This window comes from Nocardia sp. NPDC050793 (assembly GCF_040654065.1).
Lineage (GTDB): Bacteria > Actinomycetota > Actinomycetes > Mycobacteriales > Mycobacteriaceae > Nocardia.
In genome coordinates this window covers 239,742-259,435 of sequence record NZ_JBFAHG010000009.1, presented here as the reverse complement: position 1 = coordinate 259,435, position 19,694 = coordinate 239,742, and the positions used below count along the sequence as shown (strand labels likewise).

Annotated in this window: 9 protein-coding genes; 4 read left to right on the top strand and 5 right to left on the bottom strand. The window is 70.0% G+C overall.

Translation table 11 applies throughout. From position 1 onward, the window contains the following. Positions 1 to 57: 57 nt before the first annotated feature. From AB0H50_RS28005 to AB0H50_RS27995, 3 genes are all read left to right on the top strand, one after another. On the top strand, positions 58 to 729 hold the full coding sequence (locus AB0H50_RS28005) for a PhoU domain-containing protein (protein WP_357458175.1): 672 nt from the start codon (positions 58 to 60) through the stop codon (positions 727 to 729). Between the two features lie 214 nt (positions 730 to 943). After that, entirely contained in the window at positions 944 to 1,696 is a 753-nt protein-coding gene (locus AB0H50_RS28000; protein ID WP_357458172.1) for an HNH endonuclease family protein, read from the top strand. 35 nt (positions 1,697 to 1,731) lie between these two features. Next, positions 1,732 to 1,956 (top strand): hypothetical protein, encoded by a 225-nt coding sequence (locus tag AB0H50_RS27995; RefSeq protein ID WP_357458169.1) that lies wholly within the window; start codon positions 1,732 to 1,734, stop codon positions 1,954 to 1,956. A 47-nt stretch (positions 1,957 to 2,003) separates the two neighbouring features. Here AB0H50_RS27995 and AB0H50_RS27990 read toward each other — a convergent pair whose 3' ends face one another. Next, the gene (locus AB0H50_RS27990) at positions 2,004 to 2,450 is read right to left on the bottom strand and encodes a hypothetical protein (RefSeq protein ID WP_357458166.1); all 447 of its coding nucleotides are present in this window, start codon (positions 2,448 to 2,450) and stop codon (positions 2,004 to 2,006) included. Positions 2,451 to 2,607: 157 nt separating this feature from the next. Here AB0H50_RS27990 and AB0H50_RS27985 point away from each other — a divergent pair, with 157 nt between their 5' ends. Then, positions 2,608 to 3,423, top strand: a complete 816-nt coding sequence (locus tag AB0H50_RS27985; RefSeq protein WP_357458355.1) for a helix-turn-helix transcriptional regulator — start codon at positions 2,608 to 2,610, stop codon at positions 3,421 to 3,423. Between the two features lie 54 nt (positions 3,424 to 3,477). Here the strand turns inward: AB0H50_RS27985 and AB0H50_RS27980 are convergent, their stop codons facing one another. From AB0H50_RS27980 to AB0H50_RS27965, 4 genes are read right to left on the bottom strand one after another with little or no spacing between them, the layout of a single operon-like run. Then, the gene (locus tag AB0H50_RS27980; RefSeq protein WP_357458164.1) at positions 3,478 to 4,290 is read right to left on the bottom strand and encodes an ABC transporter permease; all 813 of its coding nucleotides are present in this window, start codon (positions 4,288 to 4,290) and stop codon (positions 3,478 to 3,480) included. Continuing rightward, positions 4,290 to 5,108: an ABC transporter permease gene (locus AB0H50_RS27975; protein WP_357458161.1), complete on the bottom strand. Its 819-nt coding sequence runs from the start codon at positions 5,106 to 5,108 to the stop codon at positions 4,290 to 4,292. The genes AB0H50_RS27980 and AB0H50_RS27975 overlap by 1 nt, the downstream gene beginning before the upstream one ends. Next, positions 5,105 to 6,076, bottom strand: coding sequence for an ATP-binding cassette domain-containing protein (locus tag AB0H50_RS27970; protein ID WP_357458159.1), 972 nt, complete (start codon positions 6,074 to 6,076; stop codon positions 5,105 to 5,107). Before AB0H50_RS27970 ends, AB0H50_RS27975 begins: the two co-directional genes overlap by 4 nt. Beyond that, complete coding sequence (locus tag AB0H50_RS27965) at positions 6,073 to 19,578, bottom strand: amino acid adenylation domain-containing protein (RefSeq protein WP_357458156.1); 13,506 nt, start codon at positions 19,576 to 19,578, stop codon at positions 6,073 to 6,075. Before AB0H50_RS27965 ends, AB0H50_RS27970 begins: the two co-directional genes overlap by 4 nt. Positions 19,579 to 19,694 lie beyond the last annotated feature (116 nt).

Here is a 19,694-nt window from a genome sequence, read left to right as displayed (position 1 = left end):
ATACCGGGCAGTGCGAATCGTTTCCCTGCTCGCCCCGGCATAGGCGAGAATTTGCCGGTGCGGACCCAGTTCACCCACGAGCTCAACGCGTTGACGAACGATCTGACGCTGATGTGCCGACTCGCCCACGACGCCGTCGAGCGCGTCACCGACGCCGTCGCGGCCGCCGACCTCGCAGTCACCTACGAGGTCTTCGCCCTGGACGAGCAGCTACAGAAGATGTACGGCGCGTGCGAGGCACGGACGGTGGTGCTGCTCGCGCTCCAGGCGCCGGTGGCCAGGGATCTGCGACACGTGGTGACGGCGATCCAGATCGCCAACGAGCTGTCCCGCATCGGCTGGCTGACCAGCCGCGTCGCCGACCAGGTCTACCGAAGTCATCCGAACCATGTCGCACCGCAACCCATCCTGGACGTGCTGACCGAACTCGGCGAGTTCGCGGCGCACCGCACCGCCCTCGCAGGGGAGGCCGTGGCCACCGCCCACCAGTCCGCCGACGCCCAACAGGTCACCGCGGCGCTCGCCGGTCTGCGCGAGCGCCTGCACGCGGCGTTGATCGATCCGGAGCGATCGCAGCCTGCGACCGCGGCCATCGACCTCGCACTGCTCGGCAATTACCTGGAGCGTTGCGTCGACCACACCACGCGCATCGAGCGCCTGATTCGGTTCCTGGACACCGGAGTTCCGCCGATGGCGCAGCCGCCGGACGCGGAGCAGAACGAGGACTGAGCGCCGGCCTGCCTACTCGGTTGTGCGGAACCTCATACGCGGCGTTGGCATTCCCGCATAGCCGAGACAAGGTACTTTGGCGCCGCGATAATTGCACGAGGTAGGCGTTAGGAAACAACTCGATGAAGCTCACGGCCCGGCAATCGTCCCTCTGGCACCCGGCGGCCGGGAGAGTCATCGGTGACTCGGCGGTCTCGTTCGACGGGGGATCGCTGTGAACCGCACAGTGGTGGCCGTTATCGCGCCGATCGTCTTCACTCTCTTGCTGACCGCCGCATGCACCGCTTCTCGCGGCACCGACAGCAAACCACCGGCCTCGCCCGGACAGCAGACTTCGGCGTCCGCCGAGGAAGTCCGTGGCCTGCTCGCGAAACTCGCTGTCGCGCAGGAAGCCCCGATGACCGGGTACAGCCGCGAGAAGTTCCCGCACTGGGATACCAACAAGCCCGAACACGGTTTCGGCGCCGACTTCACGCAATACAGTCGCTGCACCACGCGGGAAGTGATGATGCTGCGCGACGCCGTCGGCTCGGTCCGGCTCGATCCCAAAACCTGTGAGCTCACGATCGGTTCCGACGGGGGCTGGCGCGATCAGTACGGCGTGCTGGACAGCAAGACCGGACAGCTCAAAGAGTACAAGTGGATCACCGCCCCCTCGAGCGTCGACGCCGAGCACATCGTCCCGCTGGCCGAGGCATGGCGATCCGGCGCGGCCACGCGCGACGAAGACACGCGCCGCCGCATCGCCAACGACGCGATCAACCTCGTCGCCTCCGACCCGTCGGCCAACCGGTCGAAGGGCGATCAGGACGCCGCGAACTACCTGCCGCCGGGAAATTTCCGGTGTGGCTATATCGGTCGCTACCTGGAGATCAAAGTAAAATACGGCTTGACCATCGACACCGCCGAACAGTCCGCTCTGCGCACCGCAGTCGACGAGTGCGTCAGCCGAGGAGGGTTCAGATAATCGACATCATCGAGATCTCCGGCAAGGCCGCCGTCATGACCGAGGAGGAAGGCACGGTGTCCGGCGATCTGGATGTCACCGTCGACGCGACGGGCAAGGGGCTGGTCCGCTACCGCGACACCGAGACGTGGCTGACCATCGGCAATCTCGACGGCGACCCCCCGCGCACCTGGTCGACGACCGCCGAACTCGCCGCCGCCATCGAAGCCATACGCGGCGCCCGCGACGCGGCGGGCAACGTGGTGTTCTTCGAGGCGTGACGAGTTCGCGCGCATCCCGCTGACGGGAACCGCCGCGACGCGACCGGCTAGGCGTCGATACCGATGTGCTGGTGGTCCAGCCGGATTCGGCCCTCCTCGTCGAGGGCGATCACCTCGTAACCGCCACCTGGCACGGTGCCGTCGGCGCGGCTCACCATTGCCCAGCCGAGGCCGATAAGCCGTGGCGTGAGGCGGGTGGGGTGGCCGTGCAGTTCGAAGACGTGTTCGCCCGGGGCGACGAACATTTCGTAAGCCCGGCTCACTCGGCGATCCAGAGCCTCGCGGCCGCGCACCTCCAGCGGCGGGATCGGGAAGGCCAGGTCGGTCGCGGCGTCGCGGATGGCCTCGGGGGGATCGACGAGCACCTGCGCGCCGTCGACGGCCCAGAGTTCGTCGATCAGACTGCGGCGGAGCGCGGGGTCGGGCTCGTTCCAGAGTGCGATGTACCGCTCGGCGAAGCGGGCCAGTTCTTTGTCTTCGTGGTGAGTGCTCATGGCACCGAGTCTGGCGAGCGCGACGCGACGCCGCGATTCCCCGCAGGGTATGGCGCGGCCGCACCGGGTTCGATATCAAGGACCGATGAGTACCGTGGCGCAGTCACCCAGATACACCGTGGCCCAGCCACGAACGAGCACCGTGGCCAAGCCACCGATGAACACCGTGGCCAAGCCACCCGCGGGCGCGGTCAACCAGCCCGACGCGTTCGCCCACCAGCTCAAACGCTGGCGCACCCTGCGCCGGGTGAGTCAGCTGGATCTGGCCATCCGCGCCGACACCACCCAGCGCTACCTCAGCTTCCTCGAGCAGGGCCGGTCCCGCCCCGGCCGCACCATGGTCGTGCGCCTTGCCGAGTCGCTGGAACTCTCGCTGCGGGAACGCAACGGTCTGCTGCTGGCCGCGGGCTACGCGCCCGTCTTCGCCGAATCACGATTGGACACACCCGAATTGGCACCCGTCCGGGACGCGCTCGACCGCATACTCGATGGCCACATGCCCTACCCCGCCGTCGTGGTGCGCCCGTATGGCGTGCTGGTCGCCGCCAACGCCGCCTTCGAACTGCTCACCGAGGGCGCGGCGCCCGAGCTGCTCGCACCGCCGGTCAACGTGCTGCGCCTGGCGCTGCATCCCGACGGCCTCGCCCGCCGGGTGCTGAACCTGCCGGAGTGGGGCAGGCACGTGATCGAATCACTGCGCGGCCGGGCGCTGCGCAGTCCCGATCCCGAGCTGGACTCTTTCATCGCCGAGTTGGCGAGTTATCTGCCCGCCGCCGAACCCGGTCCCGAGCACCTCGGTTTCGCTGTCCCGCTGCGGTTGCGCAGCGAGGCGGGCGAACTGCGGCTGATCACCACCATCACGTCCTTCGCGACGGCCGTCGACGTCACCCTCTCCGAGCTGCACCTGGAGGCCTTCCTCCCCGCCGACGACCACACCGCAGCCATCCTTCGCACCCGCGCCGACCACCGCTGACGCCGCACACAGCCGCCGCATCTCCGAAGCGTGGAAACGGCGTATGGAAACGGCTCATTGGCGGCTGGCCCGCCGGTAGCCGATCACCGCGGGCACCGCGAAGACGACGACGGCGCCGATCGACCAAAGGAAGGTCATCGTGAGGGAGTGGGCCAGCGGACCGCCGAGCGAGAGCGCCTTCATGGTGTCCACCGCGACCGACATCGGCTGGTTGCGGACCACGGGCTGAATCCACTCCGGGAAGGCGATCAGCGGGACGAAGCCGGTACTGAAGAACATCAGCAGCGAAGTGAGGATCGTGATGCCTTCCACCAGCGTGGCTTTCGCGGTGAACACCGCGACGGCGGTGACCATGGTGGCGAACGCCAATCCGAAGAACACCGGAATGAACACGAACAGCAGCGCGGCCAGGAACCCCTGGTGGAAGCGGAAGCCGAGCGCGTGGCCCACGACGAGCACCACGAGCGTGCCGAGCAGAATCCGGCAGCCCTCGGCCAGGATCCGGGCGATCAGCCCGGAGGACCTGTGCACCGGCAGCACCCAGAAACGAGCGAGCAGGCCCGCGTCACGTTCCCGGCCGAGCATCACCCCGCCCGCCACCGCGCCGCTGAGCGCGCCGACGATGGCGACCATCGGCACCGACCCGTACAGCGCGTCGGTGCCGGAGAACTTCGCGATCTGGTTGCCGATGACGATGTCGAGCATCAACAACAGCAGGCACGGGATGATCAGCGTCTCCAGCAGCGCCACCGGATTGCGGGACCAGCGCAGCAGCAGGCGCTCGGTCTGAATCGCCGTGTGCCGCAGCAACGAGATCGGCGAGCTCTCGCCGTGCGACAGCATCGCGCGTTGGGTCGTCACAACCATCACGCCCTCCTCGAGCTCAGCCGGATCGCCGCGGGCACGCAGATCACCAGGGTCCCCGCCGCCCAGAGCAAGGGCGGCACCATCAGCGCCCAGCTCACTTCACCCGCATTGCCTTTCGTATCGCCCGCCAGCGCGCGCAACGCGATGACGTACTGCGAGACCGGCTGGTTGCGCACGAAAGGCTGGATCCAGCTGGGGAATTGCTCCGCGGGAGCCAAGCCCGTCGACAGCATGCCGAGGATCAACGGCGGCAGCACCAATGCCTGCGTGGTCGCCTCCGGACTCTTGGCCAGCGTCCCGATGACATCGGCGCCCAGCGTGAAAACGATGCCGATGAGCAGCGAGAAGGCCAGGAAACCCAGCGTGTGCCAGCCGTCCAGGACGAAGCGGAAGCCGATCACGTGTCCGCAGACCAGCGCCGCCGCTATCGCGATGCACAGCCGGAACACATTGCCGGACATGCGCGCAGCGACCGGAACGAACGGACCGATCGGCATCGAGCCGAAGCGGCGGTCGATCCCGGCGACGGCGTCGGTGGCCGAGCGGAACGCGGCGCCGATCGCGGTGAACGCGCAAGCCTGCAGGATGACGATGGGCATCATGAACTGCGCGTAGCTGCTGAATCCAGTGCCGACGACGGTCATCACCGTCTTCAGCGGAATGTAGAAACTGGCGGTGAAGGCGGCGGGCGCGACGACGGAGCTGAGCACCTCGCCGCTCTTGATCGCCGGCGTCACCAGCCTCGTGGTGAGCACCCACCACTGTTGCGCGCGGACCGGCGTGGCGCGGGTCTCGGTCAGCCAGGCCCCGGCGGTCATCCGGCCGCTCCCGTCTCGGTGGCCGCCAGGTGACCGGTGAGCTGGAGGAACACGTCGTCGAGGGAAGGACGGCGCAGGGCGATGTCGACCAGCTGGATGCCCGCCGAGTCCAGCCTGCGCAGCGCCTCGGCGAGCGTCTTCGCGCCCTCGGTGGCAGGGATCGCGATGCGGTCGGATTCCGATGTGAGCGCGGCCCGATTCTCCTCGGGCAGTAGCGAACCCAGCGCGGCGGCGATGGCAGGCAGATCCTCCAGCCGCAGCGGGACCACCTCGCAGTAGCTACCGCCGGTGCGCGACTTCAGTTCGTCGGCGGTGCCTTCGGCGATGACGACGCCGTGATCGATGACGATGATCCGGTCACACAGCGCGTCGGCCTCTTCCAGGTACTGCGTGGTGAGCAGCGTGGTGATGCCGTGCTTGCGGAAGCCGGACACCAGGTCCCACACGCCTTGGCGGCTGCGCGGATCGAGGCCCGTGGTCGGCTCGTCGAGGAACACCACGTCGGGCCGCACGACGAGCCCGCACGCGATATCGATGCGCCTGCGCATACCGCCGGAATAGGTGCCCACCCGCCGGTCGGCGGCGTCGACCAGGTCGAATTCGGCGAGCAGTTCGTCGGCGCGCGCCCGCGCGGCGGGTTTGCGCAGGCCCATCAGCCTGCCGAACATGACCAGGTTCTCGTAGCCGCTGAGCATGTCGTCCAGCGCCGCGAACTGCCCGGTCAACATGATCGAGCGGCGCACCGCCGCCGGGTCGGCGACCACGTCGTAGCCCGCGACCTGCGCGCGGCCGCGATCCGGCGCGATGAGCGTGGACAGAATGTTCACCGTGGTGGTCTTGCCCGCGCCGTTCGGGCCGAGGATGCCGAGCACCTCGCCCTGCGCGGCGGTGAAGTCCACTCCCCGCAGGGCATGCACGTCGCCGAAGGATTTCTCCACGCCTTCCACCACAACTCCACTGTCGTTCACTGCATGCCTCCAAGATGCTCGTCGAGCACACGCGCGATGATCGGCAGCACGTGTGGTGCGGTCATTTCGTCGTGGGTGACCTCGACGTCGTAGTTGGTGATCGCGCCGGTGACGTAGGGACGCCAGCCCTCGGGGCCGAAGATGTCCGAACTGTCGACGGTGGCACTGAAATACAGGGCGTCGCCGTGGTAGACGGGACGCTGATACCCGGTCCTGGTTCGCGCCGAGGCGTTGTAGGAGCCCGCCATTCGCTCGAGGGTGCCGGCGTCCACCACCGCCACACCGCCGGTCCGCTCGGCGATCAGCGCGGCCGTCTCCTGCGCCGTGGCGTCGGCGGGGACGTCCTCGATGCCGAACACCGCGCCGAAGGCGCTGACGAACGAGCCCGCGGTGAGCGGCTCGATGCTGTCACCGTCGATGTCGGCGGTGTCGGCGTCCATCAGGGCGAGCACGCCGACCCGCGCGCCCTCCTGCTCGAGCCGAGTGGCCATGGCGTGCGCGATGAGCCCGCCGAACGACCAGCCGAGAATGTGATACGGACCTTCCGGCTGCACGGCGCGGATCTCGCGAAGGTAGCGGTCGGCGAATTCCTCGATGCTGCGCACGGACGGTTCGCGGCCGCTCAGATCCGGCGCTTGCAGACCGTAGATCGGGCGACCCGGGGCGAGCGCCTCCGCGAAACCCAGGTAGGTCCAGGATATTCCGGACGACGGATGGATGCAGAACAGCGCAGGTGCGTCGCCGCCGACCCGGATCGGCAGGAGCACGTCGAGACCGAGGGCTGCGCCCGGCGCGGGCTGCGCCGCGGCGGCGGCGATTTCGGCCATGGCACGCTCCTCCTCCGCGCCCGCCGCACGCGCCTCCGGGGTGGTCGCGAATTCGGCTGCGACACCGAGCGCTTCGACCCAGAGGCGGGAGAGCTCGGCGACTTCGGCGCGGTCCAGCAGCGTGGCGGGGAAGCCGAAGGTGGCGCGCAACCGGTCGCCGAGGACCACGGCGTTGACGTCGATCTCGACTTGCAGTGGCACGTCCCTGCATTCGGTCGCGGGCAGATCGCCGAGCTCGTCGGTGGGCAGCCAGCCGAGCCCCTCCAGTCCGGGCGGGATCTCGCCGGTGGCGTAACGGCCCAGGTAGTTGAAGGCGACGCGGCCGGGCAGGCGGCTTGGAAGCTGTTCGGCGGTCTGGTGATTCAGGTAGCGCAGCAGCCCGAAACCGATGCCCTTGTCCGGCACCGCGAGCAACTGGTGTTTGATCGCGCGGATTGCCTGCCACAGTGCGGGACCGCCGGCCGAAGCCTCGTCGACGTCCACCGCACCGAGGTCGAGCCGCACCGGGTAAATGCTGGTGAACCACCCCACGGTCCGGGACAGGTCAGCACCGGGGATCACCTCCTGCTGACGACCGTGCCCTTCCAACCGGACCAGGACGCTGCGCTCCTCGGTCGCGCGCCACTTGTGCACCGCGAGGGCCAGCGTGGTGAGCAGGGCGTCCTCGACGCCGCCGTGGAACAGCGCGGGCAGCGTGGTCAGCAGCGCGGCGGTGACCTCCTCGGACACCTCTGCCTCCACCATGCGCAGCTGCCCCGCCTGATCGACGGTCGGATCGAGTTCGCGGCCGCCGATCAGCGGATCGGGTCCGCCGATCAGGTCGAGCCAGTAGTCGAGTTCGGCGACCCGCGTTGCGCTGTGCGCTTCCTCGGCGAGCGCGTGCGCCCAGCGGCGCATCGACGTGCCGGTGTCGGCGAGCACCGGCGTCGCGCCCGTCGAGACCTGGGCCCAGGCGGCCATCAGGTCGGGCACCAGGATTCGCCAGGACACTCCGTCCACGACGATGTGGTGCGCGATCACGATCAGGCGACCGGCCCGGCTACGGTCACCGGCCTCGCCGACCGGATCGAGCCAGAGGAACTGCAACACCACACCGCGCGCAGGATCCAGCCGGTTCATCGCGGAATCCAGTTCGGTGAGCGCGTATTCGCGCAGGTCGACGGTGTCCGCGTCGGCGGCGAACTCGATGCGGCGGATCAGGCCCGCCACGTCGACACTGCCCGGTTCGGCCACCTCGAGCCGCACGTCAGGGTCGCGCAGCAGCCTGGCGCGCAGCATGTCGTGGCGGTCGACAACGGCCGCGAGCGTCGCCGCCAGCTGCTCGGCGCGGATGCCGACGGGCAGTTCCAGCACCGCGGTCTGCGCGAAACGATCGTAGTCGCCGCCGCGTTCGATCATGTACTTCACGATCGGCGGCAGCGGCATCTCGCCGACACCGCCACCGGGCAGCTCCTCGAGCACCACCAGTTCACCCGCGGCGTCGGCCGCGGCGGCCAGCGCCGCTACGGTGCGGTGCTCGAACACCTGCAACGGGGTGATGGTCACGCCGCCCTGCCTGGCGCGGGAGACCAGTTGGATGGCGAGGATGCTGTCGCCGCCGAGCGCGAAGAAGGAGTCCTCGGCGCCGACCCGCTCGCGGCCGAGGAGTTCGGCGAAGACCGCCGCGAGGGTCTGCTCGGTGGGCGTGCTCGGTGCGACGTACTCGGTCCGTTCGTCGGCGAACACCGGTTCCGGCAGGGCTTTTCGGTCGAGCTTGCCGACGGCGTTGAGCGGAATCGCGTCCAGCACCACGAAGGCCGCGGGCACCATGTATCCGGGCAGTGCCGCGGCAGCGTGCGCGCGCAGCTCCTCCACGTCCAGTTCGACGCCGGATTCGTGGACCACGTAGGCGGCCAGCGCGGTGGCGCCGGACGGGCCGCGGACGCCGAGCGTCACGGCGAATTCCACGCCGTCGGCCCGGCCGAGCACGGCGTCGATCTCGCCGAGCTCGATGCGCTGGCCGCGCACCTTCACCTGGAAATCGGTGCGGCCCACGTATTCCAGTTCGCCGCCGAGCCAGCGCACCAAATCGCCGGTGCGATACATCCGCTCACCCTGCGCCCCATAGGGATTCGCGACGAAGCGGGTGGCGTTCAGATCCGGGCGTGCGTGATAGCCACGCGCCAGTGCGGGACCGGCGAGATACAGCTCCCCCGCGACGCCCACCGGCACCGGGCGCAGCCGCCCGTCGAGCACCAGCACCGCCGCGCCACGAATCGGACCGCCGATGGTCACCGGCGCGTCCACCGACAAGGCGTCCGAACCCGTCGCCCAGATGGTGGATTCGGTGGGGCCGTACAGGTTCACCATGGTGCGGTCCCGCGCCCAGCGTTCCACCAGCTCCGCGCCGACCGCCTCGCCAGCGACCGCGAGCACCCGCAGACTCGACACCCGCGCCGGATCCACCGTGGCCAGCGCCGACGGCGTGATCACCGCGTGCGTGACGCGTTCGGCCTCGATCAGTTCGGCCAGCGCGTCGCCGCCGAACACCTCGGGCGGCGCGACCACCGAGGCCGCGCCCGCGCCGAACGCCATGATCGCCTCGAACACCGACGCGTCGAAACTCGGTGAGGCGACCTGCAATACGCGAGCGTGCTCGTCCAGCGCCAGCGACTCGCGCTGCGCGGCGACGAGATCGGCGATGCCGCGGTGCGAAACCGTCACGCCCTTCGGCGTTCCGGTGGAGCCCGAAGTGTAGATCATCCACGCCGCGTGGTCCGGCAGGATCTGTACGCGCGGCTCGTCCCCGCGCAGCGGCGAATTGTCCCCGCGCAGCGGCAAATCTTCTCCGCGCAGCGGCGAGTCGTCGGCCGCCCGCCAGCGGGCGGCAAAGGTCGCGTCGTCCAGGACCAACCACCGCGTGTCCTCGGGCAGCTGCGGCCGGTGGGCGGCGACGGTGAGGCCCAGCACCGCACCGGAATCGGTGAGCATGTGCTCGATGCGGTCGACCGGATGCTTCGGGTCGACCGGCAGGAACGCCGCGCCCGCCGCGGCGGCCGCCCACATGCCGACCAGCAGCTCCGTGCCCCTGGTCAGCGCGAGCGCCACCACCGTCTCCGGTCCGGCGCCCGCCTCGATCAGCAGGCGGGCGAGTTGTGCGGCGCGGGCGGCCAATTCGCGATAGGTCAGCGTCGCGCCCGCGGCGACCACCGCGGCGCGCTCCGGATGCGCGTCCGCCGTCGCGGCGAACAACTCGGGCAGGGTGCGCACCCCGGCGGATTCCGGGCCGCGGGCCGGCACCAGTTCGGCGCGCTCCAGCGGCACCAGCAGATCGATGTCGCCGAGGCGCTGTCCCGGATCGGCGACGACCGCGGTGAGCACACCGAGCCACCGGCGGGCCAGCGTGTCGACCGTCGGCGCGTCGAACAGGTCGGTGGCGTAGGTCAGCGTGGCGTCGATGCCCGCTCGCTCCGCACCGTCGAAGCGCTCGCGCAGGTCGAGGGTCAGGTCGAACTGTGCCGCGTCGCGATCCAGATCCTCCACGTCGATGCGCAGGCCGGGCAGCTCGAGCGCAGGCTCGGCGAAGTTCTGCAGGGAGAGGGAGACCTGGAAGATCGGGTGGTGCGCGGTGGACCTGGTCGGGTTCAGCACCTGAACGAGGCGTTCGAAGGGCACGTCGGCGTTGGCGAAGGCGTCCAGATCCGACGAGCGCACGGCGGCGAGGAATTCGCGGAAGGTCAGGTTCGGGTCGATCGACGTGCGCAGCGCGAGGGTGTTCACGAACATGCCCACCATCTCGTCCAGCGCCGCCTCCCCGCGCCCGGCGACCGCGGTGCCGATCACCACGTCCTCGGCGCCGCCCAGCCGGGCAAGCAGTACCGCGAGGGCGGCGTGTACCAGCATGAACATGCTGACGTCGGTGTCGGCGGCCAGCCCGGCCATGGCCCGGTGCAGCTCCTGCTCGACCGCGAAATCCAGGTCCGCGCTGTGCATCGACTGCACCGCTGGGCGCGGCCGGTCGGCTGGCAGTTCCAGCAGATCCGGTGCGCCCGAGAGGGATTCGGTCCAGAATCGGATCTGGTCGGCGGCCAGCGATTCCGGGTCGGACTCGTCGCCGAGCAGTTCGCGGTGCCACAGCGCGAAATCGGTGTACTGCACCGGCAGCGCGGCCAACGCCGCCTCCTGGCCCATCGTGGCCGCGGCGTAAGCGGTCATCAGGTCGGTGGCCAGCGGCGCCATCGACGCGCCGTCCGCGCTGATGTGGTGCACCACCATGACGACGATGTGCACTGGCGTCGCGCGCCCGTTGCCTTCGGCCGTGTGCAACCGGAACAGTCCGACCCGCAGCGGCAGCTCGGTCACCAGATCGAATCCGACGCCGGCCAGTTCGACGATCCGATCCCGCAGCGCCGCACCGGGTTCGGTGTCGACCGCAGTGAGCTCGGGCGCCGCGGCGCCTGCGCCGAGCACCACTTGCCGTGGCCCCTCGGCGTCGGCCGGGTACATGGTGCGCAAGCTTTCGTGCCGGTCGATCACCGCCCGCAACGCACGCCGCATGGCCGCCACGTCCAGCTCGCCGGTGAGCCGCAGCGCGACGGCGATGTTGTAGGCGGGCGAGGTGGGGTCGAGCCGGTTGAGCACCCACATCCGCTGCTGGGCGGGCGAGAGCGGGATCCGGTCCGGCCGGATGCGCGGAGCCAGCGCGAAGCGGGCGCGCCGACCCGCCGCGGCGGGGACCACGCGCGTCGAGAGTTGCGCGACAGTAGGGGCGTCGAACAGGTCCCGCAGCGCGATCGTGGCGCCGAGCGCGGCGTTCACCCTGGCCACTACCTTGGTGGCGCTGAGCGAGTTCCCGCCCAACTCGAAGAACGAGTGGTCGATGCTGACCCGCTCCGCGCCGAGCACCTCCGCGAACACCTCGGCGACCGCCTGCTCGACCGGCGTGCGCGGCGCCAGGTACCGGCGCAGGAACGCGGCGAAATCCGGCACGGGCAGCGCATTGCGATCCAGTTTGCCGACCGGTGTCAGCGGCACCTCGTCCAGCACGACGAGATAGCCGGGCACCATGTAGCCCGGCAGCGCGCCCGCGATGCGCGAGCGCAGCCGTTCGGTGTCGTATTCCGCCTCCTCGCCGAGGGCTTCGCGGCCCGCGTCGCTGAGCACCACATAGGAGACGAGCACGGTCTCCCCTGCCGGGCCCGGCATGCCGACGGTCGCGGCGTATTCCACGTGGTCGTCGGCCGCGAGCACAGCGTCGATCTCGCCGAGTTCGATGCGCAGGCCGCGGATCTTGACCTGGAAATCGCTGCGGCCCAGGTACTCCAGTTCCAGCACCGGACCGCCGGGGCGGTCGGATTCGACCCAGCGCACCATGTCGCCGGTGCGGTACATCCGCTCCCCGCGCGCGCCGTACGGGTTCGCCACGAAGCGTCCCGCGGTCATCGCGAACCGGTTGAAGTAGCCACGCGCGATGGCGGGACCGGCGAGGTAGAGCTCGCCCTCCACACCGACCGGCACCGGACGCAACCAGGTGTCGAGCACCATGACCGCGGCGCCGCGGATCGGTCCGCCCATGGTGACCGGCTTCCCGGCCTCCAGTTCACCCGGCCCGGTGGCCCAGATGCTGAATTCCGTGGGGCCGTACAGGTTCAGCATGCGCCTGCCGACGGACCACTGCGCGGTCAGCTCCGGCCCGGCGGCTTCACCCGCGACCGAGAGGACGCGCAGGTCGGGCAAGCCGTTCGGATCCATGGTGGCGAGCACCGACGGTGTGATCACCGCGTGCGTGACCCGCTCGGCGCGCAGCAGGTGTTCGAGTTCTGCGCCGCCGTACACTTCGGGCGGCGAGAGCACCAGCTGTCCGCCCATCGCGTGCGCGGTCAGCAGCTCGAAGACCGACGCGTCGAAGCTCGGCGAAGCGACCTGCAACGCCATGGCCGTGGCATCCAGATCCAGCGATTCGCGTTGCGCCGTGGTGAGATTCGCCACGCCGCGATGGCTGAGCAGCACCGCCTTCGGCTTGCCGGTGGAGCCGGAGGTGTAGATCAGGTAGGCGGTCTGGTCCATCCGGATGGCGCCGCCGCGCTCCTCGTCGGTGATGGGTCCGTCCGGGACCGTCATCGCCCTGCGGATGGTGTTCAGGTCGTCGAGCAGCAGCCAGTCGATGGTGCTCGGCAGGGTCTCGCCGGTGGCGCGCACGGTCACCCCGATGGGCGCTTTGGAGTCGGTGAGGATGTGCTCGATTCGTTCCACCGGATAGTTCGGGTCGAGCGGCAGGAAGGCCGCGCCCGTCTTGACCAGCGCCCACACCGCGACCACCGACTCCACCGAGCGGGTGAGGGCGAGGACGACGAAGACCTCGGCGCCGATGCCGCGGCGCAGCAGCACCCTGGCGAACCGGTTCGACCAGGCGTCGAGCTCGCGGTAGGTCATGGTGTCGCCGTTCCCCTTGACCGCGACGGCATCCGGATTCACCGCGGCGCCCGCGGCGAGGATCTCGGGCAACGTGCGCTGGGGCACCGAGTCCACGCCGTGCACCGGCAGCAGGGCGGCGCGCTCCACGGCGTCGCAGTGCTGCAACCGCGCGACACCGAACTCCGGATGCTCGGCGATCTGCCCGAGCAGCAAGACGAAACGGTCGAGCAGCCTGCGCGCGTCCTGTTCGGCCAGCTGGTCGGCCATGAACTTCACCGTGACCTGCAGCTTGTCGCCCGCCTCGCCGGGCAGCCCGCGCAACGGAATCACCATCAGGTTCAATGGATACGGCGCCGCGTCGGTACCTTCGATGTCGAGCACCCGCATCCCCGCGATGTCCAGCGACTGCGACAGCGCCTCCCGGTCGATCGGGTACGACTCGAAAACGGTGAGGGTGTCGAACAATTCGGCCAGGCCGACCGCCTGGTGGATGGCCGCGAGTCCCACGTGCTGGTGATCGAGCAGCCGCGCCTGCTCGCTCTGCACCCGGGCCAGCAGGTCGGCGACCCGCTCCGCCGGATCGAGCCGAACGCGCACCGGGAGAGTGTTGATGAACAGGCCGACCATGTCCTCGACGCCCGCCAGCTGCGGCGGCCTGCCGGACACGGTACCGCCGAACACCACGTCGGTGCGTCCGGTCAGCATGGCCAGCAGCAAGGCCCACGCCGCTTGGAGAGCGGTGTTGACGGTCGCGCCCACGGCGCGGGTCGTCGCCTCCAGTCGCGCGACGGTCTCGGCGGACAGATCGACCGACACCATGCCGGATTCGGTGGACTGAATGCCCGCCAGTGTCGGCACCGCGCGGGTCGGGGCGTCGATCCCGGCCAGCGCCGCACGCCAAGCGGCGAGGGACGCGGAACCTGCTGGGCCGGTGATCATCTCGGCGGCGCGACCCAGCTCGGCCTGCTCCGCTCCTGGCGCACCGGCGGGTTCGGCGGTCGGCTGCTCACCCTCGGCGAAGGCGGGCGCAGCGGGCATGACCTCGGCGGCTTCCTGTTCGGCGAGCCAGGCGAGGAAATCGCGATAGGACGGCGCGGGGGCGAGCACATCCGCGGCGCTCACGCCCGCACCGGAAGCGACGTACACCGTCAACAGCTCGCGCGCCAGCAGCGGCGTCGACCAGCCGTCCAGCACCAAGTGGTGGTTGGCCATCAGCAGGGTGTAAGTGTCGTCGGCGGTGCGGATGAGCTGGAACCGCAGCAGCGGCGGACGGGTGAGGTCGAAGCGGGTGTTCGCGTCGAGAGCCAGGATCCGGTCGAGTTCCCGTGCGCGCTCGGCCGGCTCGGCCAGGTGCCTGAGATCCTGTTCGTGCCAGCGCACTTCGGCATCGGCGAGCACCAGCTGACGCGGTCCGTCCGGGGTCTCGACGAACGCGACGCGCAAGTTCTCGTGCCGGTCCACCAGCACCTGCGCCGCGGCGCGCAAGCGGGCGGGGTCCACCCGGCCCGCGAGGACGAGCCGGGTTTGCACGGTGTAGCTGTCCGCGGTGTCGGTGTCGTACCAGGCGTGGAAGAGCAGACCGTATTGCAGCGGCGACAGCGGCCACACGTCGACCAGGTTCGGGTAGGCGCGCTCCCAGTCATCGATTTGGGACTGCGTCACCGTGGTGAGGGGGAAGTCCGATGGGGTGTGTCCACCGGCTCCGGTCGTCCGCGTGTGCTCGGCGAGCGCGGCCAGCGCGGCGGCCCAGTGCTCGGCGAATTCGCGGACGTCGTCCGCGCCGAGCAGCTCTGTGGCGTAGGCCCAGGTGACCTCCAGCCCGTCGGCGCCCATGATGGCGTTGACGTCCACGACGGCGGGCAGCGGCGCACGGTCATCCTGTGTCGCTGCGAATCGCCGTGGCACCCAAAGTCCATCGAGTATGCCCGTAGCGCGGCCCAGATAGTTGAAGCTGATCTGCGGGGCCGGCCCGCCGGCCAGCTCGGCGGCGGCCTGCGGGTTCAGGTAGCGCAGCATGCCATATCCGACACCCCGGTCCGGGACGGCGCGCAACTGCTCTTTAGCCGCCTTGATCGCCAGACCGGCCGCGGGCCCGCCCGCGAAGGCCTCGTCCAGGTCGATGCCCGCGAGATCGATCGCCACCGGGTACACGCTGGTGAACCAGCCGACCGTGCGAGCCAGATCGGCGCCGGGCAGCACCGACTCCTCGCGACCGTGGCCCTCGAGGGTGAACAGCGCGCCGGTCCTGGTTCGCCATCGCGCGACCGCCATGGTGAGAGCGGCGAGCAGCACGTCGTTGGCGCCGCAGTGGAACAGCACGGGAGCCTGGTCGAGTACGACGGTGGCGACGTCCGCAGGCACGATGGTCCGCACCTCGGCCGCACTTGCCAAGGTGTCCAGCGCCGGATCCGCCGCCCGCGCACCGAGCGGTGCGTCCGGGCTGGCAAGCACACGCTGCCACGCGGGCAGTTCGGTCGCGCGCGACTCCGCCTGCTCGATGTTCGCGTGCGCCCAGCGGCGGTAGGAGGTGCCGACGGGTTCCAGCTCTCCACCCGACCACGCGGTAGCCAAGTCGGACAACAGGATTCGCCAGGAGACACCATCGGTCACCAGGTGGTGCAGCACCAGCCAGAGCAGGGCGCCCTCGGCGATGCCACGGCTGTCGGCAGCAGCTGCCTCATCGACCACGCCCGTGCCGTCGACGATGCCGGAGCCGAGAGTATCGCGGACGGATGCACCCGCAGCAGAACCCGGTTCGACGAGAACGAACTGGGCTACTACGCCCGCCGCCGGATCCAGCCGATCGGCGGCACGCTGCAAGGCGTACTCGCAGGAGACCTCGACGTCTTCACCCGCGACGACCGCGACGACGCAGTCGTCCGCGCGCACCGAACCCGGCTCCGCCACAGTCCATTCCCAGCCGTCCTCGGCCTTCCGCAGGCTGCTGCGCAACACGTCGTGGTGGTCGAGCAGCGCCTGCACCGCGGCGGTCAGGCGGGCACGGTCGCCGTCCGGCGGCAGCGCGATCAGGACGGCCTGGCTGTACCGGTTCCAGGTCTCGCCGTGGTCGAGCATCGCGTGCACGATCGGCGTGATATCCACCGGACCCACGCCGCCGCCGGGCAATTCGAGCACGGCGGTTTCGGCCGCGTCGGTGGCGACGGCGGCCAGCGCGGCCACCGTCTTGCGCTCGAACACGTCGCGCGCGCTGAAGCGCAGCCCGGCGGCGCGGGCGCGGGAGACAAGCTGGATGGAGATGATGCTGTCGCCGCCGAGTGCGAAGAAGTTCTCGTCGACGCCCACCGCGTCCAGGCCGAGCACCTCCGCGTAGAGCCCCGCGAGAGTCTCCTCGCGCGGGGTGGACGGCGGGCGGCGCACGGTGGTGCGTTTTCCGAAATCGGGTGCGGGCAGCGCCCTGCGGTCGACCTTGCCGACCGGCGTCAGCGGCACGCTGTCGAGCACCATGATCACCGTCGGCACCATGTAGGCCGGAAGAACTTCGCCAACAGCGGCTTTCAGCGCCTCGGGCTGCACTTCCACGCCCGGTGCGCCGAGCACGTAGGACACCAGCGCGGTGGCCCCGCTCGGTGTGGTCGCCCCGATGGTGAGGGCGAACTCGACCTCCGGCTGCCGCTCCAGCGCGGCGTCCACCTCGCCGAGCTCGATGCGGTAGCCGCGCACCTTCACCTGGAAATCGCCGCGGCCCACGTAGTCCAGCTCCAGCCGGCCCGCGCGGCGCCGCCACCGCACGAGGTCGCCGGTGCGGTACATGCGCGCGCCCGGCTCGTACGGGTTCGCGACGAACCTGCTGGCGGTCAGCCCGGTGCGCTGGTGGTAGCCGCGCGCGACGGCGGGCCCGCCCAAATACAGCTCCCCGACCACGCCGGGCGCGACCGGCCGCAGCCACGGGTCGAGCACCAACCCGACGACCCCACGGGTGAGGCTGCCGATGCTCACCGGCCCTTCCTGCGTCAGCGGCGCGCTCACGGTAACGGTGACCGTGGTCTCGGTGGGGCCGTACCCATTGAGCAGCGTGCGGCCCGCCCATTTGGCCACCAGCTCCGGCGGGCACGCGTCACCGCCGACCACCACGGTGCGCAGATCCGGCAACGTGTCCGGGTCCAGCGAACCGACCACGACCGGTGTCACGTTCAGATGGGTAACCCGCTGCTCGCGCAACACCTGCGCCAAGTCCTCGCCCGCGTAGGCGGCGGGCGGCACGACGGCGATCGACGCGCCCACCGCGAACGCGACGAGCAGCTCCTCGACCGAGATATCGAAGCTCGGCGAGACCGCATGCGCCACTATGGCATTCGCGTCGACGCCGAACGACGCGCCGGAGCCGGCGACCAGGTTCGCGAGCCCGCGATGGGCCACGGTGACGCCCTTGGGCATGCCCGTCGACCCGGAGGTGTAGATCAGGTAGGCGGGCTGGTCCAGATGGATCGCGGCCGACCGGTCGGCATCCGTGACGGCCGCCGAATCCTGGTGTCCCACCATCTCGTCCGTCTCGGGATCGTCGAGCGTCAGCCAGGTGATGCGGTCGGGCAGCGCCTGCCGCGCGCCGGACACGGTGAGCCCGGCGACGACGCCGCTGTCCGCGATCATGTACTCGATGCGGTCGGCGGGATAGCCGGGATCGACCGGCACGAACGCCGCTCCGGTCCGCGCCACAGCCCAGACCGCGAGCACCGACCGCAGCGAGCGCGGAATGGCCACGGCCACGGCGGTTTCCGGTCCCGCGCCCGCCGCGATGAGCAGTCGCGCGAGGCGGTTGGCGTAGGCGTCGACCTCTCGATACGTGAGCGCCGTTCCCTCGGCGCGGATGGCGATCGCGTCCGGATCGATGGCCGCACCGTCGGAGAGAATCTCGGGCAGCGGGCGCGGCGGCACCGAGCCGGGGCCGCGGGCGGGGGCCAGTTCGTCCCGCTCCTCGGGCGAGAGCACCGACACCGCCGACAGCGGCGCATCCTGCCCCGCGGCCAGGAAGCGGTGCAGGAAGTCGAGAAACCTGCGGTGCTGCGCGGCCAGTTCCTCGTCGTCGTAGAGGTTGGGATTGGCCTGGAAATCGATGTGGGTGTTCTCCGCGCCCATGCCCGGATACAGATTCAGGAACAGGTCCTCGATTAATCCGGAGGTCAGCACGTGCATCCGGCCGGTGACCTCGCCGAGCCGAATCCTGGTGTCCACCATCATGAGATTGACCGTCGGGCCGAACGAGGCCGCCTCGTCCACCGGCCAGCCCAGATCGCGGACGATGTCCTCTTGGCGGTAGCGCTGTCTGCGCAGCGCCGAGGTCAGCTCGTGCTGCGCGGCGCGGATCAACCCGCCGACGGTGGCCTCGGCGCCGAGGGGCAGCCGCAGCGGCACCACGTTGGCGATCATGCCGCCGGAGCGCCGCAGCACCGCGGTGGTTCGCCCGGAGACCGGCAGGCTCAGCATCACCTCGGGTGCGCCGGTCATCGCGCCGAGGTAGGCGCCGAACGCGGCCACCACGACGGGCGCGATACTGGTCGACTGCGCTTTGGCGAACTCATCCAGCAATTTCGCTGTGGCGGAAGGCAATTCGCCCGCTACGAGGCTCGGGTGCGCGTCCACATCGGCCGCGCGCCCGGCCAGGCTGACCGGCTCGGCCATGCCGACGAGGTGCTCGCGCCAGTACTGCGCGTCGGCGACGAAACGGTCCGAATCCCGGTAGGCCACGTCCGCGTCGACGATGGTGCGCAGATCGGCGGCCTTGTTCGGTGGCGACTCGACGCCTGCCAGTCTGGCGTTGTACAGCTCGGCGGTGCGCTGCACGATGGTCATGGCGCCGAAGCCGTCCAGCAGGATGTGGTGAATGCGCTGGTACCAGTACCAGTGATCGTCGCCGAGGCGCAGCATGGCGTACTTGCCGAGCCGGTCGCGCAGCAGATCCAGCGGGGCGGTGTATTCCGCCCGCATCCACGCCTGCGCGGCGGCCACCGGATCGGGCTCGTCACGCAGGTCGACGAGGAACGTCTCGTCCTCCAGCGAGGTGTCGATCACCTGGTAGGGGAAGCCGTCCACCTCGATCAGCCGCATATAGCCGCTGCCGAACTCGTGCACGGCCTGACGCGCCACATCGGCGAGCAGATCCAGGTCGAGCGCGCCGTGGAACTCCACGTACTGCGCGATCGAGATCGGGGTGTCACCCGCGAAGTGCTGTGCGAACCAGATGCCGCGCTGGGCCGCGGAGAGCGGAAACGCTCCCGCGGGCAGGCGGTCGGCCGCGGCCACTGGGGTGAGAGACGGCTGAGGCATACAAAGTCCCTGCTGGCTCAATGAGAAGACGGAGAGAACAAGTCAAGACGCGCGCGGTGCCCGCGAGGGGTAAGCGCGCTGTCGCCCGCGACGGGTCTCGACTCGTGTGGGAACGA

Bases quoted from the DNA above. Each gene is read 5' to 3' on its own strand.
- AB0H50_RS27995 (WP_357458169.1), top strand. From the start codon at position 1,732: ATGACCGAGGAGGAAGGCACGGTGTCCGGCGATCTGGATGTCACCGTC.
- AB0H50_RS27990 (WP_357458166.1), bottom strand. From the start codon at position 2,450: ATGAGCACTCACCACGAAGACAAAGAACTGGCCCGCTTCGCCGAGCGG.
- AB0H50_RS27985 (WP_357458355.1), top strand. From the start codon at position 2,608: ATGAACACCGTGGCCAAGCCACCCGCGGGCGCGGTCAACCAGCCCGAC.
- AB0H50_RS27980 (WP_357458164.1), bottom strand. From the start codon at position 4,290: ATGGTTGTGACGACCCAACGCGCGATGCTGTCGCACGGCGAGAGCTCG.
- AB0H50_RS27975 (WP_357458161.1), bottom strand. From the start codon at position 5,108: ATGACCGCCGGGGCCTGGCTGACCGAGACCCGCGCCACGCCGGTCCGC.
- AB0H50_RS27965 (WP_357458156.1), bottom strand. From the start codon at position 19,578: ATGCCTCAGCCGTCTCTCACCCCAGTGGCCGCGGCCGACCGCCTGCCC.